The organism is Luteimonas vadosa (assembly GCF_039543545.1).
Taxonomy (GTDB): Bacteria; Pseudomonadota; Gammaproteobacteria; order Xanthomonadales; family Xanthomonadaceae; genus Luteimonas; species Luteimonas vadosa.
This window is the reverse complement of sequence record NZ_BAABJY010000001.1, coordinates 411419-435443: the sequence shown is the minus strand read 5'-3', so window position 1 is coordinate 435443 and position 24025 is coordinate 411419. Positions and strand designations below refer to the sequence as shown.

21 protein-coding genes and 1 pseudogene are annotated in these 24025 nt (G+C 70.1%); 10 read left to right on the top strand and 12 right to left on the bottom strand.

The window, feature by feature from the left end; all coding sequences use genetic code 11:
- Nucleotides 1-71 precede the first annotated feature (71 nt).
- Entirely contained in the window at nucleotides 72-839 is a 768-nt protein-coding gene (locus ABD970_RS02010) for an NYN domain-containing protein (protein WP_345293825.1), read from the top strand.
- Nucleotides 840-965: 126 nt separating this feature from the next.
- On the opposite strand, the gene ABD970_RS02005 is transcribed toward ABD970_RS02010, so the two are convergent.
- Nucleotides 966-3179 carry a primosomal protein N' gene (locus tag ABD970_RS02005; protein ID WP_345293824.1) on the bottom strand — a complete coding sequence of 738 codons (2214 nt, stop codon included), beginning with the start codon at nucleotides 3177-3179 and terminating at the stop codon, nucleotides 966-968.
- A gap of 552 nt (nucleotides 3180-3731) precedes the next feature.
- Here ABD970_RS02005 and ABD970_RS02000 point away from each other — a divergent pair.
- Both ABD970_RS02000 and ABD970_RS01995 read left to right on the top strand, forming a co-directional pair.
- The gene (locus ABD970_RS02000; protein WP_345293823.1) at nucleotides 3732-4712 is read left to right on the top strand and encodes a hypothetical protein; all 981 of its coding nucleotides are present in this window, start codon (nucleotides 3732-3734) and stop codon (nucleotides 4710-4712) included.
- Nucleotides 4699-5343 carry a DUF3106 domain-containing protein gene (locus ABD970_RS01995; RefSeq protein ID WP_345293822.1) on the top strand — a complete coding sequence of 215 codons (645 nt, stop codon included), beginning with the start codon at nucleotides 4699-4701 and terminating at the stop codon, nucleotides 5341-5343. Before ABD970_RS02000 ends, ABD970_RS01995 begins: the two co-directional genes overlap by 14 nt.
- Nucleotides 5344-5370: 27 nt before the next feature.
- Here ABD970_RS01995 and ABD970_RS01990 read toward each other — a convergent pair whose 3' ends face one another.
- Nucleotides 5371-6552 carry a DUF3667 domain-containing protein gene (locus ABD970_RS01990; protein WP_345293821.1) on the bottom strand — a complete coding sequence of 394 codons (1182 nt, stop codon included), beginning with the start codon at nucleotides 6550-6552 and terminating at the stop codon, nucleotides 5371-5373.
- A 148-nt stretch (nucleotides 6553-6700) separates the two neighbouring features.
- Between ABD970_RS01990 and ABD970_RS01985 the strand changes: the two genes are divergently transcribed.
- The 3 genes from ABD970_RS01985 (at nucleotide 6701) to sppA (ending at nucleotide 10816) form a co-directional block, all read left to right on the top strand.
- Nucleotides 6701-7399 carry a CPBP family intramembrane glutamic endopeptidase gene (locus tag ABD970_RS01985; RefSeq protein ID WP_345293820.1) on the top strand — a complete coding sequence of 233 codons (699 nt, stop codon included), beginning with the start codon at nucleotides 6701-6703 and terminating at the stop codon, nucleotides 7397-7399.
- Between the two features lie 97 nt (nucleotides 7400-7496).
- Nucleotides 7497-8864 (top strand): MATE family efflux transporter, encoded by a 1368-nt coding sequence (locus ABD970_RS01980; RefSeq protein ID WP_345293819.1) that lies wholly within the window; start codon nucleotides 7497-7499, stop codon nucleotides 8862-8864.
- A gap of 71 nt (nucleotides 8865-8935) precedes the next feature.
- Nucleotides 8936-10816, top strand: coding sequence for a signal peptide peptidase SppA (gene sppA, locus ABD970_RS01975; RefSeq protein WP_345293818.1), 1881 nt, complete (start codon nucleotides 8936-8938; stop codon nucleotides 10814-10816).
- Between the two features lie 298 nt (nucleotides 10817-11114).
- Here sppA and ABD970_RS01970 read toward each other — a convergent pair whose 3' ends face one another.
- Nucleotides 11115-11351, bottom strand: coding sequence for a hypothetical protein (locus ABD970_RS01970; RefSeq protein ID WP_345293817.1), 237 nt, complete (start codon nucleotides 11349-11351; stop codon nucleotides 11115-11117).
- Nucleotides 11352-11416: 65 nt separating this feature from the next.
- Between ABD970_RS01970 and ABD970_RS01965 the strand changes: the two genes are divergently transcribed.
- Both ABD970_RS01965 and ABD970_RS01960 read left to right on the top strand, forming a co-directional pair.
- Nucleotides 11417-12193 (top strand): SDR family oxidoreductase, encoded by a 777-nt coding sequence (locus ABD970_RS01965; protein WP_345293816.1) that lies wholly within the window; start codon nucleotides 11417-11419, stop codon nucleotides 12191-12193.
- Nucleotides 12183-13163: an MBL fold metallo-hydrolase gene (locus ABD970_RS01960; RefSeq protein WP_345293815.1), complete on the top strand. Its 981-nt coding sequence runs from the start codon at nucleotides 12183-12185 to the stop codon at nucleotides 13161-13163. The genes ABD970_RS01965 and ABD970_RS01960 overlap by 11 nt, the downstream gene beginning before the upstream one ends.
- 44 nt (nucleotides 13164-13207) lie before the next feature.
- On the opposite strand, the gene ABD970_RS01955 is transcribed toward ABD970_RS01960, so the two are convergent.
- The 5 genes from ABD970_RS01955 to tsaC all read right to left on the bottom strand — a co-directional run bounded on the left by ABD970_RS01955 (nucleotide 13208) and on the right by tsaC (nucleotide 17049).
- Nucleotides 13208-13903, bottom strand: a complete 696-nt coding sequence (locus ABD970_RS01955) for a DUF899 family protein (RefSeq protein WP_345293814.1) — start codon at nucleotides 13901-13903, stop codon at nucleotides 13208-13210.
- A gap of 271 nt (nucleotides 13904-14174) precedes the next feature.
- On the bottom strand, nucleotides 14175-14816 hold the full coding sequence (locus tag ABD970_RS01950) for a DUF4124 domain-containing protein (protein ID WP_345293813.1): 642 nt from the start codon (nucleotides 14814-14816) through the stop codon (nucleotides 14175-14177).
- Nucleotides 14816-15535: a DUF4124 domain-containing protein gene (locus ABD970_RS01945; RefSeq protein ID WP_345293812.1), complete on the bottom strand. Its 720-nt coding sequence runs from the start codon at nucleotides 15533-15535 to the stop codon at nucleotides 14816-14818. The genes ABD970_RS01950 and ABD970_RS01945 overlap by 1 nt, the downstream gene beginning before the upstream one ends.
- Before the next feature lie 194 nt (nucleotides 15536-15729).
- A complete protein-coding gene (locus ABD970_RS01940; RefSeq protein WP_345293811.1) occupies nucleotides 15730-16371 on the bottom strand; it encodes a DUF1579 domain-containing protein in 642 nt (213 codons plus the stop codon).
- A 99-nt stretch (nucleotides 16372-16470) separates the two neighbouring features.
- Nucleotides 16471-17049 (bottom strand): L-threonylcarbamoyladenylate synthase type 1 TsaC, encoded by a 579-nt coding sequence (tsaC, locus tag ABD970_RS01935; protein ID WP_345293810.1) that lies wholly within the window; start codon nucleotides 17047-17049, stop codon nucleotides 16471-16473.
- A 50-nt stretch (nucleotides 17050-17099) separates the two neighbouring features.
- Here tsaC and ABD970_RS01930 point away from each other — a divergent pair, with 50 nt between their 5' ends.
- Nucleotides 17100-17642, top strand: coding sequence for a heme NO-binding domain-containing protein (locus ABD970_RS01930; RefSeq protein ID WP_345293809.1), 543 nt, complete (start codon nucleotides 17100-17102; stop codon nucleotides 17640-17642).
- Between the two features lie 137 nt (nucleotides 17643-17779).
- On the opposite strand, the pseudogene ABD970_RS01925 reads toward ABD970_RS01930, so the two are convergent.
- The 4 genes and pseudogenes from ABD970_RS01925 to ABD970_RS01910 all read right to left on the bottom strand — a co-directional run.
- A pseudogene (locus ABD970_RS01925) lies at nucleotides 17780-20263 on the bottom strand (DNA topoisomerase I); the annotation flags it as partial.
- A gap of 168 nt (nucleotides 20264-20431) precedes the next feature.
- Complete coding sequence (locus ABD970_RS01920; RefSeq protein WP_345293808.1) at nucleotides 20432-20905, bottom strand: DUF494 family protein; 474 nt, start codon at nucleotides 20903-20905, stop codon at nucleotides 20432-20434.
- Nucleotides 20906-22075, bottom strand: a complete 1170-nt coding sequence (dprA, locus tag ABD970_RS01915; RefSeq protein WP_345293807.1) for a DNA-processing protein DprA — start codon at nucleotides 22073-22075, stop codon at nucleotides 20906-20908.
- Between the two features lie 90 nt (nucleotides 22076-22165).
- Entirely contained in the window at nucleotides 22166-23326 is a 1161-nt protein-coding gene (locus ABD970_RS01910) for a LysM peptidoglycan-binding domain-containing protein (protein WP_345294538.1), read from the bottom strand.
- Nucleotides 23327-23484: 158 nt separating this feature from the next.
- Between ABD970_RS01910 and def the strand changes: the two genes are divergently transcribed.
- Nucleotides 23485-24000 carry a peptide deformylase gene (gene def / locus ABD970_RS01905; RefSeq protein ID WP_345293806.1) on the top strand — a complete coding sequence of 172 codons (516 nt, stop codon included), beginning with the start codon at nucleotides 23485-23487 and terminating at the stop codon, nucleotides 23998-24000.
- The last annotated feature ends 25 nt before the right edge of the window (nucleotides 24001-24025 follow it).

Below are 24025 nucleotides of genomic sequence, written 5' to 3'. Positions count from 1 at the left end.
TATTGTGCGCGATGCCCGCCGTGCCTGCGCCCCCGCTGGCGGCCTCCTTCCCGCTTCCAGCAGACACCACCATGGCAGACGACGGAAAACGCATCGCCCTGCTCATCGATGCCGACAACGCGCCTTCGGGCAAGATCGACCCGATCCTCACCGAACTCGCGCGCCACGGCGTGGCCAACGTGCGCCGCGCCTACGGCAACTGGAAGAGCCACCGGCTCAAGGGCTGGGAGGACGCGCTGCACAAGTACGCGATCCAGCCGATCCAGCAGTTCGCCTACAGCACCGGCAAGAACGCCTCGGACATGGCGATGGTGATCGATGCCATGGACCTGCTGTATGCGCGCAACCTCGACGGCTTCGCCATCGTCTCCAGCGACGCCGACTTCACGCCGCTGGTGATGCGCCTGCGCGCCGACAGCATGCGTGTCTACGGGTTCGGCGAGGAGAAGACGCCGGAGCCGTTCGTCAAGGCGTGCTCGACCTTCCTGTACCTTGAGAAGCTCGGCGTCGAGGACGAGCCCGGGCAGGCGGCGCAGGTCAAGCCCAAGCGCAGCGCCGACCTGCGCCAGGACGCCGCGCTGGTGCACCTGCTGCGCAGCGCGGTGTCCGCCTCCGCGGACGACGATGGCTGGACCCACCTGGGCGCGGTCGGCAGCCACCTGCGCAACCAGGGATCGTTCGACGAGCGCAACTACGGCTATCGCAACCTCAGCAGCCTGTTCGAGGCGACCGATCTCTTCGAGATCAGGCGCCAGGGGCAGGTGGTGGAAATCCGCGAACTGCCCCAGCCGGCGAGCCGGCCGCGCGCGCGCAGGGGCCGGAAGAAGACGGCGACCTAGGGTCCCGCACGCGCTCGACCCGAGGACGGGCTGGCGGAATCCCGGGGACGACCGAGCGATGCCTGCCGGCCCGCGCGCCGGACCGGGGCCGGGCATGGCCGGGACCGTGGGGCGAATGGGCCTGCGTCAATAGAAGTCGACCGGATCCACGTCCAGCGACCAACGCACCCTGCGCGCGGCAGGCACGGCATACAGCTCCGGCATCGCGCCATCGAGCACGGCGTGCAGCCGGCGCCGGTCGACCGATTCGATCATCAGCTGTGCACGATGCATGCCCGCGCGCCGAGGCATCGGCGCGGGCACGGGGCCGTGCAGCAACAGCTCGCCGTCGCGCGCGCCGGCCGCGGCTTGCAATGCATCGCGCGCCGCCTGCAGGAAATCCACGGGCGCGGCCGCCGCCTTGGCCTCGGCGCGCAGCAGGGCGACGTGCGCGAACGGCGGGAACCCGGCCGCCTCGCGCTGGCGGAGTTCCTCGTCGGCGAAGGCGCGGTAACCGCCATGGATCAGCGTCTGCAGCAGCGGGTGGTCCGGGTGGTGGGTCTGCAGCACGACCTCGCCGGGCTTGTCCGAACGACCGGCGCGACCGGAGACCTGCACCAGCAGTTGCGCCAGCTTTTCGCTGGCGCGGAAGTCCGCGGAAAACAGGCCTTCGTCGATGCCGACCACGGCCACCAGGGTGAGGTTCGGCAGGTCGTGGCCCTTGGCCAGCATCTGGGTGCCGACCAGCACGCCAGGCTGCCGGCCAAGCGCATCGAACCGGCGTTGCAGCGCGTCCTTGCGCCGCGTGCTGCCGCGATCGATGCGCACGACGGGCACGTCGCGGAAGCGCTGGACCAGCAGTTCCTCCAGCCGCTCGGTGCCGGTGCCCTGCGGTTGCAGCGCGAGACTGGCGCAGTCCGGGCAGGCCTGCGGCACCGGTCGCCGCGCGCCGCAATGGTGGCACTGCAGGCGGCGGCCGCCGCCGTGCACGGTCATCGGCGCGCCCTTGGTCGTCGTGCTGCAGCGACGGCACTGCGCGCTCCAGCCGCAGTCGTGGCACACCAGCACCGGCGCGTAGCCGCGGCGGTTCTTGAACACCAGCACCTGGCCGCCGGCATCGACGGCGTCGCGCATCGCCTGGAGCAGTTCCGGCGCAAGGCCGGCGTCGAGGGGGCGCTTGCGCACGTCCAGCACGTGCACGCGTGGCGGCAGGGCCTCGCCCGCGCGCCGGGTGAGCGACAGGTGGCGGTAGCGGCCGGTGCGTGCGTTGTGCAGCGATTCCAGCGATGGCGTCGCGCTCCCCAGCACCACGGGCACGTCGAGCGCCTTGCCCCGGACCAGGGCGAAGTCACGCGCGTGGTAGCGGATGCCGTCCTGCTGCTTGTAGCTGCCGTCGTGTTCCTCGTCCACGACGATCAGCCCGGCGTGCGGCAAAGGCACGAACACCGCCGAGCGCGTGCCGACGAGGACCCGGGCCTCTCCACGCCAGGCCGCGGCCCAGGCGCGCGCGCGCTCGGTGTCGTTGAGCCCCGAATGCAGCGCGTGCACCGGCACGCCGAGGCGGGCGCGGAACCGGCCCAGCATCTGCGGCGTGAGTCCGATCTCGGGCACCAGCACCAGCGCCTGCCGGCCGCGCGCCAGGCAGTCGGCGATGGCGTGCAGGTAGACCTCGGTCTTGCCGCTGCCGGTCACGCCTTCGAGCAGGTGCGGCGTGAACCCTTGCGCCGAACGCAGCGCGTCGACAGCGGCCTGCTGCTCGGGGTTGAGGTCGGGACCGGGTTGCGGTGCCGGCGCGACCTGCGAAGCCGGGATCGCGAAGCGTTCGACCAATCCGCGCTTGTCCAGCGCGCGTGCCGCGGCACGCCACGCTTCCATGGCGTCGTCGAGTGCGCCTTCGTCGCGCGGTGCCGCCGCTAGCAGGTCGGCGAACCTGCGGGGGCGTCCGCCCTTGCGCAGGCCTGACAGCGCGGTCGCGCCGGCTTCGGTCAGCCGCCAGGCCCAGGCGTGGGTCGCCGGGAGGGGCTCGCCACGTCGCAGCGCGGCCGGCAACGCGGTCGCCAGCACTTCACCCAGCGGTGCATGAACGTAGCGCGCCAGCCATTCCAGTGACGCGAGCAGTTCGCCGTGGAACATCGGCGCCTCGTCGAGCCAGCCGAGCGCGGTGCGCAACTCGGTGCCGGGCGCATCGGGCGCGCCGAGCGCGGCGACGACCCCGACCAACTCGCGCGACCCGAACGGCACCCGGATGCGGCGTCCGGCATCCTCGTGCCGGGCGGGGGCCGCCTCCGGCGCGCGGTAGTCGAACAGTTGCGGCAGGGGCAGCGGAAGCGCCACCCTGAGGATGGGTGGGGCGCCGGTCATGCCGGGGGTCGCTTGCGGTTGGCGTTTGGACCTGGAATGGCGAGGCGGGCGACCGGGGCGAGTCGTTCTGCGTGCGGAAAGGTTGCGCCGGAGTGTAGCGGTGTCCGGAGGCGTCGCGCGCCGGGGACCGGTGGTGCGCGGCGGCCCGGGTGGACTTGCACGGGACTCTTCGCGTTCGCTCCATGAATAGACCGCAAGTTGCGGATGTCCAAGCGGTTTTTTCTTATCCACACGAATTGTGGATAAGTCTGTGCATGGACCGCAATGCATGTGCTTAAATCCCGTGAAAAACGGCTTCACACCGGGTTTGGCGAAAAAATCACCAATCCCAAGAAGTCCTTTGCAATCAGCGACATGCGCGTGAAACATATGGACAGCGAAGGGGCCGGGACTGGCCGCTGGGGTTGACATGGCCGTTCCGGGCCCGCTGTGCACAACCTGCGGGGGCATGGGGACGGCCGCCTGGTCCCGCGATCAGGAAACGTGCGCCCGGTCAAGTGCGGGCCGGGGCGGGGCCGTCGCTATGATGGCGCCAAGGATGATGCTGAATCGATGACCGCGCGCACCTTGGACGAGACCGCTGCCGCGCCCGCGGCCCTGACCGCGTTCCTGCGTGGCGTCGAGCGCCGCGGCGCGGTCTTCGCGCAGCTGCTGACGGGGTCGGCCGCCGCCGGCGACGAGGCGCTGGTGGCCACGCTGCGGGCCTTTCGCGCGCTGGTCGGCGACACCCCGTTCACCGACTGGCCGCGTCGCTTCTGGTCGCTGCTCCTGGCCTCGCCCAGGCTCCGGACGTCCCCCTGGGATCCCGCATGGCCGCCGGCTTTCGCCGTCCTGCCCGGACTGGGCCGTGGTCCGCGCGCGGCGCTGCTGCTGCGCCTGGTCGCCGGGCTCGCCGACGCCGATGCGGCCGCAGTGCTCGGTGTCGCCCGGCCCACGTACCGTCTCGCCCTGCTCCGGGCCTTGCCGCACCGCGAGGACGGGGCCCCCGACGCGGAGCGGTGGAAATCGCTTGCCGAGGCGGCCCAGGCGGCGATCCGCCAGCTGCCGGCGGACCGGTTGGCCGAGATCGCACGCCATCGCGAAGCCGCCGTCCATGGCCTGAAGCCGCCACCGGCGCCGCGCCCGCGGCGCGTCGCGCACGGGGGGGACCGGTCCTGGCGACTGGCCCGGTTGGCCGTCGTGGCGGCGACGGGGCTGGCGCTGGCGGTGACCTGGTTGTGGCCCGACTTCCTGCGCGAGTCCGCGCCCGATGGCATCCGGGTCGAACCCTTGCCGCCACCGCAGCCCCCCAAGGCCATGTACCACGACGATGCCCGCCTGCTGACCCATCGCGATTTCGACATGCTGCTGGCCGACACCGGGACGCCGGCGTCTGGGGACCCGGGCTTCTACGCCTGGTACGCGGTGCAGGTGGAACGCTCGCGCGCCGGCGACGATGCCGAACCCTTGCCGCTCGGCGATGCGGACGAACCGCTCGCGGACCTTCCCGGCACGGACGCCGGCCCGACCGAGGTCGACGATGCGCCGCGCTAGCCATCCACTGCCCGTGATCCTCGCCGCGGCTGCGTTGCTTGCCTGCGCCGTGGCTTGGTCCCAGGGCCTGCCCCCGTCGCTGCGCGACAGCGTCGACGCGATGCCGCCGGCGCAACGGCAGCAGGTCCTGGCGCGCCAGGCACGGCTGGATGCGCTCCCGGCGGCGGAACGGCTGCGCGTGCGGCGGCGCCTTTCGGAATGGGACGCGTTGGACCGCGAGCAGCAGCGCGCACGCCGCGACGCCTGGCTGTCCTGGCGGGCCTTGCCCACGCTGGAACAAGCCCTGTTGCGGGCAGCCGCGAACCGGTATGCCGCCTTGCCGGCGGCCGAGCAGCGGGCTTGGCGCGAGCGCTATGCGGCGCTGGATGCGATCGAGCGCCGCGGCTGGGCGCTTGGCCCTACGCTCGGCGCGGTCTATCCCCAGCTGTATCCGTTGCTTGCCCAGGTGCCGCAGGACGAACGCGACAAGCTCTTGGCGACGCTGCGATCGATGGGCGCGGGCGAGCACGCCGACCTGGCCGTGCTGGCGCAACGCACGCCGCCGCAGGAGCGCGACGCGCTGCGCCGCGAGCTGCTTTCCACCGACGCCTCCCAGCGCGAAGCCTGGCTGCGCCGGCGCGTCGATCCCTGATCTGCGAACGTGAGTTCCCGGGAGCGCCTACATCTTCACCAGCACGTAGGTGAACAGGAACGCCGCGCCGAAGCCGAGCAGCATGAAGTACAGCACGCCCATGACCGTGTACTTGAGCAGCGTCATCGGCCACCCCTGCCGGTAGACCCGCCTCTGCATCAACAGCAGGTAGACCGGCATCCACGCCCACAGTCCCGCCTCGACCAGGCCGAACACGACACCCAGCCCCGAGGCTCCGGCGGGCAGAGCGCCGCGGATCGCCGACGCCACGAAGATCAGCAGCAAGGACAGCAGCAGGTAGGCATGGCTGTAGAGCGCCACCACCAGGTGCTCCAGGTACAGCCGCCCGGTGAACAGGTAGGCCAGCTTGAGCAGCAGCGCGAACAGCGGCACGAGGAAGATCAGTGTGGTCGGGATCGCGCCGATGAGGTCGCCGACGAAGCGCTCCGGGTCGTCGCGGATGCGCAGCACGTTGTGGCTGGCGCGGTCGGACTGCGTGTTGAGCCAGTCGTTGGCGAAGCCGGGCAGCCAGGCGATGGCGATCGGATTGGCCTTGGCATCCCAGGCGCCCGCTTCCTCGTCGCGGCCCGGCTTCTTCCCTCGCGTCGCCGGGACCTCCGCACCGGGCGTGTCATCGGTTGCGGGCGATGCCTCGCGCAGCTCGGCGATGCGCGCATCGGCCTGGCTGCGCGCGGCCGACACCGCCGTGTCGATCGCGGCGGCGGCGACCGGCGCCTGTTCCGCAAGCTCGCCACGCCGCGATTCGAGCGCGGCGATCGCCTCGTCGCGCCGGCGCTCGACTTCGGCGACCGTTTCGGCTTGCGAGATGTCGCTGTCGCCATCGAGGCGGATCGCCGTGTCCGGGTCGATGTCGGTGCTGAGGCTGGCGATGAAGAACGTCAGCAGGCTGAGGATCACGAACAGGCGGAAGGGCGCCACGTAGCGCGCGCGATGGCCGGCCAGGTAGTCGATGGCCACGCGGCCGGGCACCAGCAGGTCGCGCAGCGTGCGGAAGATGCGGCCGTCCAGGTGCCAGATGGATTCGAACACGTCCTCGATCGCATGCCCGAGGTGCCGCGTCGGGTTGTGCCGCGATTGCCCGCACGCATAGCAGTAGGTGCCCTGCAGCGGCGTGCCGCAGTTCTCGCAGGCACCGGTTGCGTCCTCCTGCAGGGGCGAGGCAGGGTCGAGCTGGGCGGTGTCGCTCATGTCCGGGACCGTGGTTGGGGATCGTGCCGCGCCATCGTGTCGCTGCGCAGGGGTGCGCGCAACTCGTGCGAAGTGGCCAAGGGCCCTCCGGAGACGCGTTCCGTGGGGCGTCGGCTAGAGTTGGGGCGGGGCAAACCAGGGAAAGTCGATGGACGAGAGCCCGTCATTCGAGACAGGACAGCCGGGAAACGATTCCGGATCGAGGCCCATCGCCGTCGTGGAACTCGTGGCCGCCATCGGGCTGTTGGCCAGCGGCGTGCTGGCGGGCGTGGACACCTACGTGGTGGTGCTGGCAGGCTGGCTGTCGTTGCGACTGAGGCGGTTGCGCTGGGCCGATGTCGGTCTGCGGCGTCCCCGGCGGATGCTCCCGGTGCTGCTGGCGGCCCTGGTCGTGGGGAGTGCCTGGGTGATGTTCGATGCCCATGTCGTCGAACCCTGGTTGCAATCGGTCACCGGCACGCCGGTCGACCTGTCGCGTTTCTCCGGGCTCGTCGGCAATACGGGCAATTACCTGCTCATGCTGCTCGTGGTCTGGGGCCTGGTCGCCATCGGCGAGGAGCTGGCTTACCGGGGGTACCTGCTCAACCGGCTCGTCGACGTCTTCGGGTCGGGGCGGATGGCCTGGGCCGCGGCCTTGCTGGTGACTTCCGTGGTCTTCGGCGTGGCGCATGGCTACCAGGGCCTGTCCGGCATCCTCGCCACCGGCTACGTCGGGCTGGGGCTGGGCCTGCTCTACCTCGCCGGTGGCAGGAACCTGTGGCTGCCGATCCTCGTCCACGGCGTCTACGACACCGTCGGGCTGACCCTGATCTACCTCGGCGCCTACCCGGCGATGGCGGCATCGTGAGCGCCCGCAGGTGGACGTTAGACTAGTCGCCTGCCGCGACCCGGCGCCAGCGCCCGACAGCCGATCGGATGCGCGGCCGCAATCGCCCTGGCTTCCCGTGTCCCATCCCTCGTCCACCGCCGCGCCCTTTCGTCGCGAAGTGCGCACCACCGCCGTGCTGGCCGCGCCACTGGTGCTCGGCCACCTGTCGACCGGATTGATCGGCTTCGTCGACAGCGTGATCGCGGGCCACCACGGGACCACCACCCTGGCCGCGGTCGCCGTGGGGACGGCGCTGTTCTGGCTGCCGATGATGATCCCGATGGGGACGCTGATGGCGCTGCCGCCTTCGGTGTCGCAGCTCGACGGCGCCGGCCGGCGTGCGGAGATCGGCGCGGTGTTCCGGCAGTCGCTGTGGCTGGCCGCGGGACTGGGCGTGTTGCTGTTCGCGTTCCTCACGCTGGCCGTGCATGCACTGGCGCCGATGGGCATCGCGCCGGAAATCCGGCCCGGCGCCACCGCATTCCTGCACGGCATCCGCTGGGGGGTGCCGGCGCTGACCCTGTACTACGCGATGCGCTACCTCAGCGATGGCTTGCACTGGACGTTGCCGACCATGGTGCTGGGCTTCGGCGGCCTGCTGCTGCTGGTGCCGCTGGGCTACGTGCTGGCCTTCGGTGCCTTCGGTCTTCCGGAACTGGGCGCGGGCGGGTTGGGGTACGCCTCGGCGATCATGATCTGGTGCCAGGCGATCGCCTTCTTCGTTTACCTGCGGCGCGCGCCCCGCTTCGCCGACCTCGCCTTGTTCGCCCGGTTCGATCCGCCGTCATGGACCACGATCGCAGGCCTGCTGCGCACGGGCCTGCCGATCGGGGTGACGGTGATGATGGAGGGAAGCCTGTTCATCGTGACGGCCTTGCTGATCGGCCGCCTGGGCGAAATCCCCGCGGCCGCGCACCAGATCGCGATCAACGTGGCCAGCCTGTGCTTCATGATCCCCTTCGGCGTGGCCGAGGCGACCACGGTGCGAGTGGGGCATGCCGTGGGCAGTGCGCGCGGCAGCGTCGGTGTGCGTCGCGCGGCCTTCGCCGGACTGGTGCTGGTGCTGGCGACGCAGGCGCTGTCGGGCTTGGTGCTGCTGCTGGGGCACGAGGCCATCGTCGGCATCTACACCCGCGACCTGGCTGTATCGGGCCTGGCGGCCGTCCTGCTGTTGTACGCGGCGGCGTTCCAGTTCCCGGACGGCATTCAGGTCCTCTCCGCCGGCGCGTTGCGCGGACTCAAGGACACGCGGGTGCCGATGTTCCTGGCCGCGTTCGCCTACTGGGGCGTGGGCATGCCGCTGGGTGCGGGGCTGGGCCTGGGCCTGGGCTGGGGCACGCGCGGCATGTGGATCGGCCTGATCGCCGGCCTGGGCGTGGCGGCGCTGCTGATGGGCGCGCGTTTCCTGCGTTCCTCGCGCGATCCGCGACTGATGGCGGGATGACCGATGGCGGATGACGCGCCGGCGATGCTCGCCGATACTGGCTGCAGATCGCGTCTTTTTTCGGAGTCGACATGAACACACCGCGCCGTCGCGGCCCCATTGCCCGCGTCCTGGTCGGTTTCTGGGATGCCCTGAATTTCACCCGACGGCTGGTGTTCAACCTGCTGTTCCTGCTGCTGCTGGTCTTGCTGCTCGTGGTGCTGGCCGCCGGCGACCGCATCAAGTCGTTGCTGGACGGCACCACGCTGGTGGTCGCGCCCCAGGGCGCGCTGGTGGAGCAGTACAGCTCCGATCCGGTCAGCCGCGCGCTTGGCAAGAGCCTGGGCCAGGACGCTGGCGAAGTACAGCTCCGGGACCTGTTGCGCGCGCTGGACGCCGCCGCTGAAGACGCGCGCATCGAGCGGGTCCTGTTGCGCACCGACCGCATGAGCTTCTCCGGTTACGCTTCGATCCGCGAGCTCGCGGACGCGATCGCCCGGGTGAAGGCCGCGGGCAAGCAGGTCGTGGCCTATGGCGACTACTTCGAGCAGGCGCAGTACCTGCTGGCGGCGGAGGCCGACGAGGTCTACATGGATCCCGAGGGCGGGCTGCTGCTCGAGGGCCTGGGGCGGTACCGGCAGTACTACCGCGAGGGCCTGCAGGACAAGCTCGACGTCGACGTCCACGTGTTCAAGGTCGGCGAGTACAAGTCCGCGGTCGAACCCTACGTGCTAGACGGGGCGTCGCCGGAGGCCAAGGAGGCCGACCTGTTCTGGATGAACGACATCTGGCAACGCTACCTGGCCGATGTCGGCAAGGCGCGCAAGCTCAGTCCGGCGCGGATCGCCGCGGGCATCCGCACCATGCCCGAGGGCATCGTGGCGGTCGGCGGCGACCTTGGCCGCTATGCCGTGGAGCAGAAGCTTGTCGACGGCCTGAAGACGCGCGAGCAGGTCGAGGACCTGCTGGCCGAGCGGGGCGAGATCGACGAGGACGCCGAAGGCGGCTTCCGCCAGATCTCGCTGGAGGGTTACCTCAAGCACGTCGACAGCGTGGTGCCGGGCGTGGACCCGCGCCCCCAGGTCGCCGTGGTGGTCGCAGAAGGCGAGATCACGGGCGGGAAGCAGCCGCCGGGCACCATCGGCGGCGAGTCCACGGCGGCGTTGCTGCGCGACGCGCGCGACGACGACGATGTCCGCGCCGTCGTGCTGCGGGTGGATTCGCCGGGCGGCGAAGTCTTCGCCTCCGAGCAGATCCGCCGCGAGGTCGTGGCATTGAAGGAAGCCGGAAAACCGGTCGTGGTCTCGATGGGCGACCTGGCCGCCTCGGGTGGCTACTGGATCAGCATGAATGCCGATCGCATCTTCGCCGACCCCTCGACCATCACCGGTTCGATCGGCATCTTCGGCCTGATCCCGACGATCCCGCGCACCCTCGATCGCATCGGCGTGCACACCGACGGCGTCGGCACTACCCGCTTCGCCGGCGCCTTCGACATCACCCGTCCGCTGCAGCCGGAAGTCGGTACGGTGATTCAGGCCGTGATCGAGCGGGGCTACCGCGAATTCACCGGCAAGGTCGCCAAGGCGCGCGAGCGCAGCGTCGAGCAGATCGACACCGTCGCCCGTGGCCGGGTATGGAGCGGCGCGCAGGCCAGGCAGCGCGGCCTCGTCGACCAGTTCGGTGGCTTGCAGGCCGCGGTCGACGATGCCGCCAGGCGCGCGGGACTCGGCAAGCCCGACACCTGGCGCCTGCGCTACGTGGAGAAACCGGCGACGCCGTTCGAGCGCTGGTTCACCAGCTTCGCCGAAGGGCGCATGGGCGCGCACCTGCTGCAGCAATCGGGGATGGCCCGCGGCCTGTTGGCACGCCTGCTGCCCGACGCCGAGCAGGACCTGCGCTTCCTGGAGCGTGCGAGGGAGCGGGGTGGTTCGCCGGTCAAGGCCGTGGCGCACTGCTTCTGCGATTTCTGACCCATTTCGCTAGCGCCGAGCGTACGGGTGCACGCCCGCACGCTCGCGCATGCATCGCGCATCCAATCCCCGGAACCCGAAAGAAAACCGCTGATGCGACGCGACGCATGCCGCGTCCACCGGTTTTCGCGCTGCGGCTGAAAAGCCGCGCGGAAGTGCCGGTTACGGACCCAGCGCGGCGGTGTCTTGCGGGCGTCACGTGGGAGCGAGAACACGCATGCGCACGCATCGTGCGTCTTGCGCCAGCCCTCCACGGACGCGGCCGTGGAAGCCCCCACGCAGGCGGCGCGCCCGGGCGCTAACCCCCGGTTTGCGCTTCGATATCGGCGCGCTGCTTCGCCGCGGCGTCGAGCACGGCGCCCTCCACCGCCTCGGCCTTCTGGATCGGCGCCTGGATCGCGTCATGCGATTCCGTCGCATCCGATCCGCGGGCCTGCGGTTCCGGCGGATCGTCCGTCGGCGGCTCGGGTGGCCGCGTGCAGGCGGCTGCCGACAGCACGAGCACGGTGGCGGCGAGCATGGTGCGTACGTTCATGGTGCTGTCCTCGATGGGCCCGGCGTTATCCTACGCCCAACGCCCATCCGCAACCCGGAACGCCCATGGACCCGCATCGCTGGCGCCTCGACGGACAACTGGCCCTGGTCACGGGCGCGAGCGCCGGCATCGGGCGCGCCATCGCGCGTGAGCTGCTGGGGTTCGGCGCACGCGTGCTGATCGTCGCGCGCAGCGGCGACGCGCTGGAGGCCGCGCGCGAGGAACTGCTGGAGGAGTGCCCGGGCGGCGAGGTGCGCGCCTTCATCGCCGACGTCGCCGACGACGAGCAGCGCCGCGAACTGCTGGACTGGGTCGAGGACCAGGGCGAGGGGCTCAACGTCCTGGTCAACAACGCCGGCGGCAACCTCAGCAGGCCGGCGGTCGACTACACCGAGGACGAGTGGCGCGAGATCTTCGAGGTGAACCTGTTCTCGGCGTTCGAGTTGTGCCGTTACGCCTTCCCGCTGCTCACCCAGCACGCGGCCTCGAGCATCGTCAACATCGGCAGCGTCTCCGGCAGTACGCACGTGCGCAGCGGCGCGCCCTACGGCATGGCCAAGGCCGCGTTGCACCAGATGACCCGCAACCTCGCCGTCGAATGGGCCGAGGACGGTATCCGCGTCAACGCCGTGGCGCCGTGGTACATCCGCACCCGCCGCACCTCGGCCAAGCTCTCGGACCCCGATTACCTCGACGAGGTCCTGCTGCGCACGCCGATGGGGCGCGTGGGCGAGCCGGAGGAAGTCGCCGCCGCCGTGGCGTTCCTGTGCCTGCCGGCGTCGGGTTACATCACCGGCGAGTGCATTGCGGTGGATGGCGGGTTCACGCGTTATGGCTTCTAGCCCGCGGCATGCCGTGGGCAGGATCGCGGGAACGACGATCCTCGACCGCGTCTGCGGGGGCGTGTTCGCGTTGCTGCTCGCCTGTTCGAGCCAGGCCCTGTCGCAGGACATCAGGGTCACCCTGCTCGGCACCGGTGATCCGACGCCGAGCCTGGAGCGTTTCGGCCCGGGCACGCTGGTCGAGGCTGCCGGACAGACGCTGCTGTTCGACGCCGGGCGCGGAACCATGCAGCGCTTGCGGCAAGTGGGCGTCAGCACGGGCGAGCTCGACGGCATCTTCCTGACGCACCTGCACTCGGACCACGTCGTGGGGCTGGTCGACGTCTGGCTGACCGGATGGGTGGTCGATGGGCGCACGACGCCACTGCGGGTGTACGGTCCGGTGGGAACCAGCGCCCTTGCCGAACATCTGGCCAAGGCGTTCGAGTACGACATCGCCATTCGCACCGCAGAAGCCGGACGCAGCGCGCAGGGCGTGGCGATCGAGGTGACCGAAATCTCAGGTGGCTATCGCTGGCATGCGGACGGCGTCGAGGTGCTGGCCTTCGACGTCGACCACGCTCCGGTGGCCCCCGCATTCGGATTCAGGGTCGACTCGGGCGAGCGATCGGTCGCCTTGTCGGGCGATACCCGTTATTCCGAATCGCTCATCAGGCGCGCCAAGGGCGTCGATCTCCTGGTGCACGAAGTCGCGGATGCGCCCGCAGCGTTCAAGCAGGCGCACCCGGACCTCCCCCGCCTGGTGCATCACACGCAACCGGCCGATGCCGGCCGAGTGTTCACCGCCGTGGCACCCAAGCTCGCGGTCTACTCCCACCTCGTGCTGGCGGGCGGCATGCGGGCGGAAGACCTGGTCGGGGAGACGCGCGCCACCTACGACGGTCCCCTGTTGGTCGGCGAAGACCTGATGACGTTGACGATCGCGGATGAGGTGACCGTGGGAACACGGCGTTCGTCCGATCAGGAGTAACGCGTCTCCCGCGGATCCGCGGCGGAGCGAAGCGGGCCGGGGCGCTAGCCGTCGCCGTCCAGGTAGTGCTGCTCCAGGAACCGGGAGCGGAAATCCTGCGGGGGTGTCGGCACGTCCGGGCGGCCTTCGGGGGTCATGTCCATCAGGTTCCAGTAGGGCCACACGGTGTCGACATGGTTCTGCCGCAGTTCGGTGCCCCAGAAATGGCGGATCATGCCGTCGCTGCGGGTGAACACGTGCATGATCGGCTGCAACCCGTCATCGCCGTCGCCGTCCTGGCATTTGTAGTCGGCCAGGTACGTGTTCGACTCGGCAGAGACCAGATCGATGTCGTTCCAGCCCCGGGTGTCGGCCCAGGCGCGGAGCCGCTCGGCCGGTGCCCTGGCCACGACCACGAAGGCGGCGTCCCGGCGTACCGAGATCGTCGCGCGGTCGAAACCGTCGATCAACGACGTGCACGACGGGCACGGCTTGTCCCACGCCTTGCCGAACATGTAGCTGTAGAGCAGCAGCGTGTCCTTGTCGCCGAACAGTTCGGAAAACCGGATCGGCTCGCCCAGGGTGTCCCGGTTGGCACTGGCGAAGGTGTAATCCTCTTTCAGCTCACCGCCGGGCGGCAGCCGGCGGCGCAGGGCGGCGACCGCCTTCACCTGGTCGACCAGGCGTTGTTCCGCATCGAGCAGGGCATTCCTGGCGCGGCGGTAGTCTTCGCTTTCGTTGGGATAACGCGGAACGGACATCGCGGTCTCCGGATGGTTGCTGGCGACGAGTCAGGAAAACCCCACCCGAACCGGCAGGAGGATGGGCCCTCAGTCTGGCGCGAACGACCTTGGCGCGACGTGCAGTCGCTCCAGTCGTGGTCCCACGGGCAGGCGTGCGGCCTGGCGCGCAAAAGGGTTGCCCACTGGCGAAGCGTCCGCGTCCCGTTCGGCCGGAAGTGCACGCGGCGCCGGTCCCGGGTCGAGGCGTGGGGCAACGCGTCGATGCGAACCCCGCTACGTGTTGCCGGTGCTATGTCCCGCAGGTCGTGTCGCTGAGGATCCTCGCCACGCGGGCGAACTCTTCCTGCAGCGTGGCCTTGTCCTCGCCGCGTGCGAAGCGCCAGCCGGATTCGATTTCGCGCTGGCGCTTGACCCAGCCGTCGCAGGCGGCGCCGTCGGGGACGCGCTGGCACTGGTCGTATTTCATCTCGCAGGCGGCGCCGGCGCCGTTCTCGGGGTTGCCACCCAGGCCGGTGGTCTGCAGGCGCACGCAACGCGGCTTGGGCGCCGGGTCTTCGCTGAGGTAACTGCCGTTGTCCCAGGTGTTGCATTGGTAGATCGGCGGCGGGGGCAGGCGATCGGCGGCCGCGAGCACGGCCGGTGGCGGTGTGTCCGGACGCGATGGTTCGGATCGACCTTCGGTCGCTGCCGGCTCCGGTGCGGCGGTGATGGACGCGGCCGGTTGCGGCGAGCTGCTGGGCACGTAGGCTGGCAGCGGGGGTGGCGGTTCGACGACGCTGCGTTCCTGCTTCGTGCCTTTCGGGCAGGGCTCGTCGTTCTGCACGGTCAGGGCGCCGCTGGCGTCCGTGCAGCGGTAGATGACGACTTGCGCCTGTGCCTGGGAGATGGCTGCCGCGGCGAGTAGCAGCGCGGTCCAGCGGAAAGGCCGCATCAGCCGACCCCGCAGTCGTTGGCGAGGCGGTGGTTGATCCCGCGCTCCTCGATCCGCAGCTCGTCGCGCTCGCTCTGCTGGGCGTTGAAGAAGCGGGTACGGATCGCGTCGCGACGGTCGACGAGGCGCGCGCAGACTTCGGCCTGCGGCAGGGCGTGGCAATCGTCGCGCACCAGGGTGGTTGCTGCTCCGTAGCCGTAGCCGTAGCCATGACCGTGCGGAAGCAGGTGCCGCCGCGGCCGGGTGGCCGCGGAAACGCGCACGTCGCCTGTGTCGATGTCGATGCGTGCGCCGCCGGGAGGACGCGGTCGCGTCGCGGAGCCAAGCGCGACCGGATAGCCCAGGGTCCACAGCGGCACGTAGCGGGGGCGACCGTCGTTGGTGTCGCTCGTGTAGCGCTCGCCGTCCGGCGTGACGCATTCGTACAGCGGCCGTGGCGGCTGGAGCACGACGACGCGGGTGGGTGCCCGATCGGCGGGCGCGGGCGCCACCGGCTGCGCGGGAACCGCGGGCCGCGCCGGCGGATCCTGCGGCCGCAGCATGCTGCGCGCCTCCTGCCGTTGTCCCTTGGGGCAAGGCGCATCGCTGAGGGTCAGCCGACCCTTGGCGTCGGTGCAATGGTAGATCGTGACCTTGCCGGTGTCGGCCCCGCGTGCCGCCGCGCCTGCCGCCAGCAAGGGCGGCACGAGCAGGGCTGCGAGCAGGGCATGCAGGGTCATGCTCCCATGATGCGCGCCCGGGCCGTGCATGGAAAGTTTCGCCGGGTGCGTGGTTGGGTGCGATTCAAGCAACGAATGCGGACGCGCGGCGCGAACGGGCGCGCCGGAGCCACCGCAGTGCCGGCACGCCCTCCGCCGCACGCAGCGGAGGGCGGAGGACTGTTCAGCCAGGCACCGGTTGCCGACGCACGCGGCTACTTCTTCGCCGCGCGCGTGTACTCGATCTGCATGGTGCGCGCTTCCTTGCCATCGTGCGTTTCGTGCATCTCGAACACATGGCGGTCCGGACCGTCGATGCGGATCGTCATGCGCACCGGGATCAGCCGCGTGGCCTGCATCGGGTCGGGCATGTCGTACTTGAAGGTATAGGTCTTCGTGGCGGGCTCGTAGTCGCCGAAGGCCAGCATGGTGGCCGTGGACATGCTGTCGGTCCAGGTGGTCGTGTAGCGGCCGGTGACGTTGTCGTAGCCGGTGTAGCTGATGCCCTGGAACGGCTGGCCCATGAAGGTGCCGGCGTATTCGCCCCGCACCTGCCGGCCGTCGAGGACGGCCCGGCTGCTGGAGCTCGCGGTCTGCACGCTCGGTGGCGCCGCGGGGTCCATCCACATCGACTGCTTGGCATTCCAGTCGCCGACGAAGTGTTCCGCCAGCTGCTTGTGCTGCGGGCCGGGGGTGCCGGCCTTGATCCAGGCCTCCATCATCGCCTGGGTCTCGGCGTCCATGGCCGGCGCGGCAGTGGCGGCGGACTCGGTTGTCGCGGTGGCGGGCTCTTGCGCGGCGAGCGGAAGCGTCGCTGCAAGGGCCAGCGCCAGCAGGCACGGCGTGCTGCGTTTCATGGTCTGTCTCCCGTGGATCCGGCGGCGCCCGTCCCCACGGGCGCCTCGGCCGTGCGTTCAGGCTATGCGCGTGGTGTTATCCGCAAGTGAAGGCGATCGTCAGCCGCGCAGGACCCGGCCGTCGGTGGCGATGCGGATCGGGGTGGGTTGCCCAAGGTCGCCGGTTTCCCCTTCGACGATGGCGTCGACCTCGCCGGCCAGGCGGGTATCCATGTCCTCGCGGCGGCGCGGCGGGGGGAGGCCCGCGGGATTGGCGCTGGTCGACACGATGGGCCCGCCGAACCCGCGGCAAAGCGCGACCACCACCGGATGGGCGCTCACGCGCACCGCCACGCCCGCGTGCGTCCCGGTGATCCAGGGCGGCACGCGCGCGGTGCACGGTGCGATCCACGTGTGCGGACCAGGCCATGACGCGTGGACCGCCTCCCGCCGTGCGGCGTCCAGGGCGTCCCAGTCCACCAGTCCGTCCAGTTGCGCGCGTTCGGCCGCGACCAGGATCAGCCCCTTGTCGATCTCGCGATCCTTGAGCGCGAGCAGGCGCCGCACGGCCGCCTCGTCGAAGGGGTCGCATCCGAGCCCCCAGACCGCTTCGGTCGGGTAGGCGACCACCCCACCGCGGCGGAGGCATGCGATCCCGGCTTCCAGGCTGCAGGTTCCGGGCGCATCTCCCATGGTCATGGCCGCATGGTAACGTGCCGGCGGCGTGGATGCCGGGACCGGGGACGGGGATGAAGGGAGTCGTGCTTGAATTGCTGGGCCGCTGCGCGCGCGACGCCTTCGGCGAGCAGGCCTGGCAGCGCGCGATCGCCCAGGCCGGGCTGGCCGAACCGTTCGACCAGCAGCGCACTTATCCCGACGCCGAGTTCAATGCGCTGGTGGCCGCCGTCGCCACGGAGCGCGGCATCGGCATCGACGACGCGCAGCGCTGGTTCGGCGAGTCGGCCGTCGCCCACTTCCACGCGATGGCGCCGCACCTGTTCGACCAGCACCAGGACAGCTGGTCGTTCCTGCTGACGCTCAACGACATCATTCATCCGCAGGTGCGCCGGGATTTCCCCGGGGCCAGTGCGCCCGACTTCGGTTTCGACGCCAACGAGGCCGGCGAGCTGGTGATGACGTACCACTCCCAGCGCCGGATGTGCGCGTTCGCGGAGGGGCTGATCCTCGCCAGCATGCGGCACTACGACGATCCGCCGGAGCTGCGCCACGTGCGCTGCATGCACCGCGGCGATCCGCACTGCGAATTCGTCCTGACGGCGCTGCAGACCTAGGTCCACGATCCCGGCAGCGCCGCAGGGGGCTGTTTCCCTCAGAAAGGCGCGTCGTCGTCCGCCTTCTTCACCACCCGTTTCTTGCCGGGCACGAACTTGCCGGGCGTGAGCAGGGACTGTGCCGGTTCCTGCTCCGGGCGGGCCGTCGCGGCCTTCGCTTTCGCGGCCTTCGCCGCCGGTTTCTTCGCGGCCTTGCGGGTGGTTTTCTTCGCTGCCTTCTTGGCCGTCTTCTTCGTGGCCTTCTTGGTGGTTTTCTTCGCGGCCTTGGCGGCGGCCTTCTTGGCCGGCGCCTTCTTCGCAGCGGCCTTCCTGCCGAAGCGCCCGCGCATCGGCTTACCCGTCTCCTCCATCAGCTGCTGCGCTTCGGCCAGGGTCAGCGAGGCGGGCTCGCGGTCCTTGGGGATCTTGCCGTTGAGCTTGCCGTCCGAGAGGTACGGGCCGTAGCGCCCGTTGAGCACCTGGATGTCGCTGCCCTCGAATTCCTTGATGATGCGGTTGCGCGCGATCTCCTCCTTCTCCTCGATCAGGAACACCGCGCGCGCCAGGTCGATCGTGTACGGATCGTCCTCCTTCTTCAGCGAGGCGTACACGCTGCCGCGCTTGGCGAAGGGGCCGAAACGCCCGATGCCGACGCTGACCTCCTCGTCCTTGTCGGTGCCGAGGATGCGCGGCAGGCGGAACAGGTCGATGGCCTCCTCCAGCGAGATCGTGTGCATGCTCTGGCCCGGGCGCAGCGAGGCGAACTTGGGCTTCTCCGTCTCGTCCTCGGCGATGCTGCCCAGCGCGGCGTAGGGTCCGTAGCGACCCAGGCGGACGCTGACCGGCTTGCCGCTCTTGGGGTCGGTGCCCAGTTCGCGCGCGCCCGTGGCCTCGGAGCGGTCGACCGATTCGGTCTTCTCGTCCACCAGCTCCTTGAACGGGCCCCAGAAGGTCTCCATCAGCGGCACCCAGTCCTGCTCGCCGCGCGAGACCGCGTCCAGCTCGTCCTCGAGCTTGGCGGTGAAGTCGTAGTCGACGTAGCGGGCGAAGTGGTTGCTGAGGAAGTTGGACACGGCGCGGCCGACGTCGGTCGGGCGGAATCGGCGGTTCTCGAGTTCGGCGTACTTGCGGAACTGCAGGGTCTGGATGATCGAGGCGTAGGTGGACGGGCGGCCGATGCCGTACTCCTCCAGCGCCTTGACCAGGCTCGCCTCGGAGAAGCGCGGCGGCGGTTCGGTGAAGTGCTGGTCGGCGTGGATGCGGTCGAGCGGCACGCGGTCGCCGGGCTTCATGGCGGGCAGCTTGCGGCCCTCGTCCTCGTCTTCCTTGCCCTTGCTGTCCTTGCCCTCCTCGTAGACCGCGAGGAAGCCGGGATCGATGACCGTGGTGCCGGTGGCCCGGAAGGTATGGTCGCCGCCGGCGGCGAGGTCGACGCTGACCGTGTTGAGGGTCGCCGGCACCATCTGGCACGCCACCGCGCGTTTCCAGATCAACTCGTACAGGCGGCGGCCGTCGTCGTCGAGGAACTTCGCGATTTGCGCGGGGGTGCGCAAGGCCGAGGTCGGGCGGATGGCTTCGTGCGCCTCCTGCGCGTTCTTGGCCTTGGTCTTGTAGACGTTGGGCTTGTCGGGCAACGCACTGGTGCCGAAGTCGCGGGCGATGACGTCGCGCAGTTCGCCCAGGGCGTCGTTGGACAGGCTGACCGAGTCGGTACGCATGTAGCTGATCAGGCCGACCGTGCCCTCTTCGCCGATGTTGACGCCCTCGTACAGCTTCTGCGCCACCTGCATCGTGCGGCGGGTGGTGAAGCCCAGCTTGCGCGAGGCCTCCTGTTGCAGCGTCGAGGTGGTGAACGGCGGCGAGGGCCGCCGCTTGCGTTCCTTGCTGGCGACGTCGGTGACGTGCAGCGCGCCCTTGGCGGCGTCGACGATGCGCCGGCGCGCGGCCTCGGCGGTGTCGCCGTCGGTGATCGTGAACTGCTCGAACTTCTTGCCGTCCAGCCGGGTGAGCCGCGCGGTGAAGGCCTGGGAGGGATGCGCGCACTCGGCCTCGACCGACCAGTACTCGCGCGCCACGAAGGCCTCGATCTCCTCCTCCCGCTCCACGATCATGCGCAGCGCGGGCGATTGCACGCGACCGGCCGACAGCCCCCGCTGCACCTTGCGCCACAACACCGGCGACAGGTTGAAGCCGACGAGGTAATCCAGCGCGCGCCGGACCTGGTAGGCGTCGACCAGGTCGACGGCGATCGTGCGCGGACGTGCCATCGCGTCCTTGATCGCACGCGGCGTGATCTCGGTGAACACCACCCGCTCCAAGGTCTTGTCCTCGAGCAGCCCGCGCTCCTTCAGGATCTCCGCGATGTGCCAGCTGATCGCCTCGCCCTCGCGGTCCGGGTCGGTCGCCAGGTAGATGCTGTCGGCGGCCTTGGCGGCCTTGGCGATGGCGGTGACGTGCTTTTCGTTCTTCTCGATCGTCTCGTAGCGCATCGCGAAGTGGTTGTCGGGATCGACCGCCCCTTCCTTCGGCACCAGGTCGCGGACGTGGCCATAGGAGGCAAGGACCTGGAAATCCTTGCCCAGGTACTTGTTGATCGTCTTGGCCTTTGCGGGCGACTCGACGATGAGGAGGTTCTTGGCCATGGGGTTGGGGGTTCCGGGCAGGGCCGCCGGCCTTGCCTGTGCGTGGGGCTGGAGAAGACGACGCCCGGGGCCGGCGGCCTCGGGCGTTCAGGTTCGCTCTATTTATAGTGGAATCACGCCATGGCACGCGCTGTCAAGCACAGCCGCGCCCGATCGGACCGTCCGGGGCTAGTGCACGGGTTCGGGCTCGTCGACGAACATCTGCGTTTCCATCCACGCGTAGGCGGCTTCGGCGCCGGGCTGGTTGAACAGCACCATGAGCACCACCCACTTGAGGTCGTCCAGGTCCAGGTCGTCCTGGTCCAGGGCCATGGCACGGTCCAGCACCAGCTCACGCTGGTCGGCGTCGAGGATGCCGTGCTGTTCCAGGAACAGCAGGAAGCCGCGGCATTCGACGTCGAGCTTGTCGAGTTCGGCACCGAAGTAGACACGGGTGGGACCGTTGGCGCGGGGCACGCCGGCCGTCGGGCGCTGGTCTGCGAGGGCGTCGAGCCAGTCGAAGGCCTTGCTGATCTCGGCGGGGCTGAAACCGGCCTGGAGCAGGCCGTTCTGGAGGGAGTCGCGGTCGCGGACCAGGTCCGCGTCTTCGGTGAAATAGTGTTCGAACAGGTAGAGCAGGACGTCCAGGATGCTCTCTTTCATTTACCCCCGGCCTGCGCCCGAGGGCGCCTGGTGAAAGGACTTGCGCGAATACCGGCCATGTTCGACCGCGACACGGCCCTCCAGCTCCATGAGCAGCAGCATGGAGGACAGCCGTGCGGCCGTCAATCCGGTGCGGAGCACCAGTCGATCCATACCCGTGGGGTCGTGCCCGAGGGCTTCCCACAAGCGCTGGTGGTCGGGATCGTCGGGTGCGGTGACCTGCGGTGCCGGCTGGCCGGCATCGCCGGATAACGAGTTGGGGTCGCCAAGCCGATGGCGCAAGGCCTCCCCCAGTTCCGCCGCGAGCGGGGCGATGGCCTCGATCAATTCAGCCGCGTCCTCGACCAGCGCGGCACCGTCGCGGATCAGTCGATGGCAGCCGCGCGCCTTGGGATTGTGGATCGAGCCCGGGATGGCGAAGACCTCGCGCCCCGACTCGGCCGCGAGGCGTGCGGTGATCAGCGCCCCCGAGCGTGCCGCGGCCTCGACCACGAGGGTGCCCAGCGACAGCCCGGCAATGATCCGGTTGCGGCTGGGGAAGTGCTCGCGACGCACCCCGGTGCCCGGCGGGTGCTCGCTGACCACCGCGCCCGAGGCCGCGATCCGGGCGTGCAGGCTGCCGTTGCCCCTGGGGTAAGGCACGTCGATGCCGGTGCCCAGGACCGCGACCGTTCCGCCGCCGGCGCCGAGTGCGGCCGCGTGGGCGGCGGTGTCGATGCCGGCCGCCAGGCCGCTGGTAACGGCGAACCCTGCCCGGCACAGGGCATGCGCGAAGCCGTGTGCATTGTCCAGGCCCCCGGCGCTGGGCGAGCGGCTGCCGACGATGGCGACCGCCGGATGCCACAGCAAGGCCGGGTCGCCGGCGACGAACAGCGCCAGCGGAGGACTGGGGATGCGACGCAGCAGGGCCGGGTAGTCGGGGTCGGACCAACCGATCAGGTGGTGGTCCGGCTGGGCCAGCCAGGCGACGCTCCGGTCCAGCGTGCCCGGCGCGCCGTCGCGCAAGGCCTGCGCCTGGGCGGCATCCATGCCGGCTCGGCGCCAGGCCTCCGGCCCGGCCGCGCAGGCGGTGGCGGGATCGGGATGGTCCTCCAGCAGTCGTCTTCGCGGGGCGGTGCGGCCCCCTGCGGCGACGAGGCGCAACAGGGCGTGGGTGCGTTCGGTGTCCATCCCGGAAGCCTGGCGCGGAAACGACGACGGCGCCCTCGGGCGCCGTCGTGCTGGCGGGTAGGAATGCGCCTACCCGGACCCCCCCAGGCGTCAGTAAGGCGCGTCGGGATGCTTGAGGTGGTAGCCGACGCGGCTGGGCTTGATGCTGTCCATGACCAGGCCGTAGCTGACCCGTTCGAAGGTGCGGAACACCATCACGTGGCCGGCGAACTCGTCGGGCAGGCGCACCTTGTCCTCGAAGTCCACGGTGAACGGCTCGCGGTCCCGGCCGTAGCGGACCTCGTCGACGACGTTGCTGCCTTCGCGCCAGATCGAGAACACGGTGCCGTTGTCGATGCCTTCGCGCGCACCGACCGAGAGCGCGACCACGTCGCGCGGGCCGCCGGAGGTGAGCATGTCGGCCACGGCGATGACGCGTGCGCGACCGTACTCGGTCTGCGCCCTGGGCGGGTGCGGGAAAAACTGCAGGTCGTAGGGCTGGGGGTCGACTGCGACCAGGCGGTCGCCGATGCGGACCTCGCGGCCTTCCTCGTCCAGCAGCAGGGTGCTGGCCTCGATGCCGCCGACTTCGCCGCGGGTGATGGTGCCGACGTTGAGCTTCATCAGCTCGTAGCCGAGGATCTCCGAGCCCTTCTCGGGAAACACGGCGTTGGTCCAGAACTGCTGGAAGTCCAGCTCGCGGCGGCCGCGGTAGTCGAGGTCGTTCTTCGGGAAGATGTCGCAGCACATGCCGGCACGCTCGAGGTGCGTGTACTGCACCGTCGGGCGCACCACGGCGTAGCGCGTGCCGGGGACGGCATTGGCCAGGCCGCGCACGTAGGCCACCTGTCCGCGCGAGGCGCGCAGGCGGTCGTCCTCAAGGCCGACCACGTAGGGCAGGTGCTCGTAGCGGTCGACGACCCGCAGGTCCTTCAGGAATGGTTCGATCTCCGACAGCGGGACGGCCGTGATCGGCGCGCCGTCGCGGGGACCGGGCTCCAGGCCGAGCCGGTTGAGGTAGGCCAGGCTGATGACGTCGCCTGGATAGATCAGGTGCGGGTTGTGGATCTGCGGGTTGGCCTGCCAGATTTCCGGCCACAGCCAGGGCCGCTTGAGGAAGCGACCCGCGATGTCCCACAGCGTGTCGCCGCGCTGCACCACGTAGGTGTCCGGGTGGTCGCCGCGCACGCCCTGCGCAGCGGCGTAGGTCGCCACCGTCAGCAGCGCGACCGCGAAACCCGTGCGTAGCCCCTGAGAAAGGCGCTGAAGCATGACGGCCATCTACTTGCTCCCCTTGAAGATTTCCCCTTGCAGCGCCAGCACTATAGCCCAGAAATACCGGCCAAAGGCAAGCTCGCCGGGGCTACAATGGCGTGATCGGCCGCGGTTGTGACCGCTGCCACCCTTTGCCGCCGCCCGACCGCCCAGCCATGCCCCTGATCCATATCCTGGAACACCCCAATCCCCGCCTGCGCAAGGTCGCCGCGCCGACGGCGCCCGACCGGACGTCCGAACCCGCCTTCCAGCGCCTGCTCGACGACATGTTCGAGACCATGTACGCGGCCCCCGGGATCGGGCTGGCCGCCACCCAGGTGGACACCCACGAGCGCTTCATGATCATCGACGTGAGCGAGGAGCGCGATTCGCCGCTGGTCTTCGTCAACCCGGTCATTCGCCGCCGCACCGAGCAGCTGCGCGTTCACCAGGAGGGATGCCTGTCCATCCCCGGCATCTTCGCCGACGTGACGCGCGCCGATGGCATCGAGGTCGAGGCGCTGGACCGCCACGGCAAACCCTTCGTGCTGGAGGTCGACGGGCTGCTGGCGACCTGCGTCCAGCACGAGGTCGACCACCTCGACGGCAAGCTCTTCATCGATCACCTGTCCCCGCTCAAGCGCGACCGGGCCTTGAAGAAGTACGAGAAGTTGCAGAAGGGCAGGGACTAGCAATGACCGCTCGCCGATGCGAAGC

Coding starts and splice junctions, on each gene's coding strand:
- ABD970_RS01910 (WP_345294538.1), bottom strand. CDS start 23,326: ATGCTTCAGCGCCTTTCTCAGGGGCTACGCACGGGTTTCGCGGTCGCG.
- ABD970_RS01985 (WP_345293820.1), top strand. CDS start 6,701: ATGGACGAGAGCCCGTCATTCGAGACAGGACAGCCGGGAAACGATTCC.
- ABD970_RS01945 (WP_345293812.1), bottom strand. CDS start 15,535: ATGACCCTGCATGCCCTGCTCGCAGCCCTGCTCGTGCCGCCCTTGCTG.
- ABD970_RS01950 (WP_345293813.1), bottom strand. CDS start 14,816: ATGCGGCCTTTCCGCTGGACCGCGCTGCTACTCGCCGCGGCAGCCATC.
- ABD970_RS01955 (WP_345293814.1), bottom strand. CDS start 13,903: ATGTCCGTTCCGCGTTATCCCAACGAAAGCGAAGACTACCGCCGCGCC.
- tsaC (WP_345293810.1), bottom strand. CDS start 17,049: ATGACCATGGGAGATGCGCCCGGAACCTGCAGCCTGGAAGCCGGGATC.
- ABD970_RS02010 (WP_345293825.1), top strand. CDS start 72: ATGGCAGACGACGGAAAACGCATCGCCCTGCTCATCGATGCCGACAAC.
- def (WP_345293806.1), top strand. CDS start 23,485: ATGCCCCTGATCCATATCCTGGAACACCCCAATCCCCGCCTGCGCAAG.
- ABD970_RS01940 (WP_345293811.1), bottom strand. CDS start 16,371: ATGAAACGCAGCACGCCGTGCCTGCTGGCGCTGGCCCTTGCAGCGACG.
- sppA (WP_345293818.1), top strand. CDS start 8,936: ATGAACACACCGCGCCGTCGCGGCCCCATTGCCCGCGTCCTGGTCGGT.
- ABD970_RS01930 (WP_345293809.1), top strand. CDS start 17,100: ATGAAGGGAGTCGTGCTTGAATTGCTGGGCCGCTGCGCGCGCGACGCC.
- ABD970_RS01995 (WP_345293822.1), top strand. CDS start 4,699: ATGCGCCGCGCTAGCCATCCACTGCCCGTGATCCTCGCCGCGGCTGCG.
- ABD970_RS02000 (WP_345293823.1), top strand. CDS start 3,732: ATGACCGCGCGCACCTTGGACGAGACCGCTGCCGCGCCCGCGGCCCTG.
- ABD970_RS01965 (WP_345293816.1), top strand. CDS start 11,417: ATGGACCCGCATCGCTGGCGCCTCGACGGACAACTGGCCCTGGTCACG.
- ABD970_RS01970 (WP_345293817.1), bottom strand. CDS start 11,351: ATGAACGTACGCACCATGCTCGCCGCCACCGTGCTCGTGCTGTCGGCA.
- ABD970_RS02005 (WP_345293824.1), bottom strand. CDS start 3,179: ATGACCGGCGCCCCACCCATCCTCAGGGTGGCGCTTCCGCTGCCCCTG.
- ABD970_RS01990 (WP_345293821.1), bottom strand. CDS start 6,552: ATGAGCGACACCGCCCAGCTCGACCCTGCCTCGCCCCTGCAGGAGGAC.
- ABD970_RS01920 (WP_345293808.1), bottom strand. CDS start 20,905: ATGAAAGAGAGCATCCTGGACGTCCTGCTCTACCTGTTCGAACACTAT.
- dprA (WP_345293807.1), bottom strand. CDS start 22,075: ATGGACACCGAACGCACCCACGCCCTGTTGCGCCTCGTCGCCGCAGGG.
- ABD970_RS01960 (WP_345293815.1), top strand. CDS start 12,183: ATGGCTTCTAGCCCGCGGCATGCCGTGGGCAGGATCGCGGGAACGACG.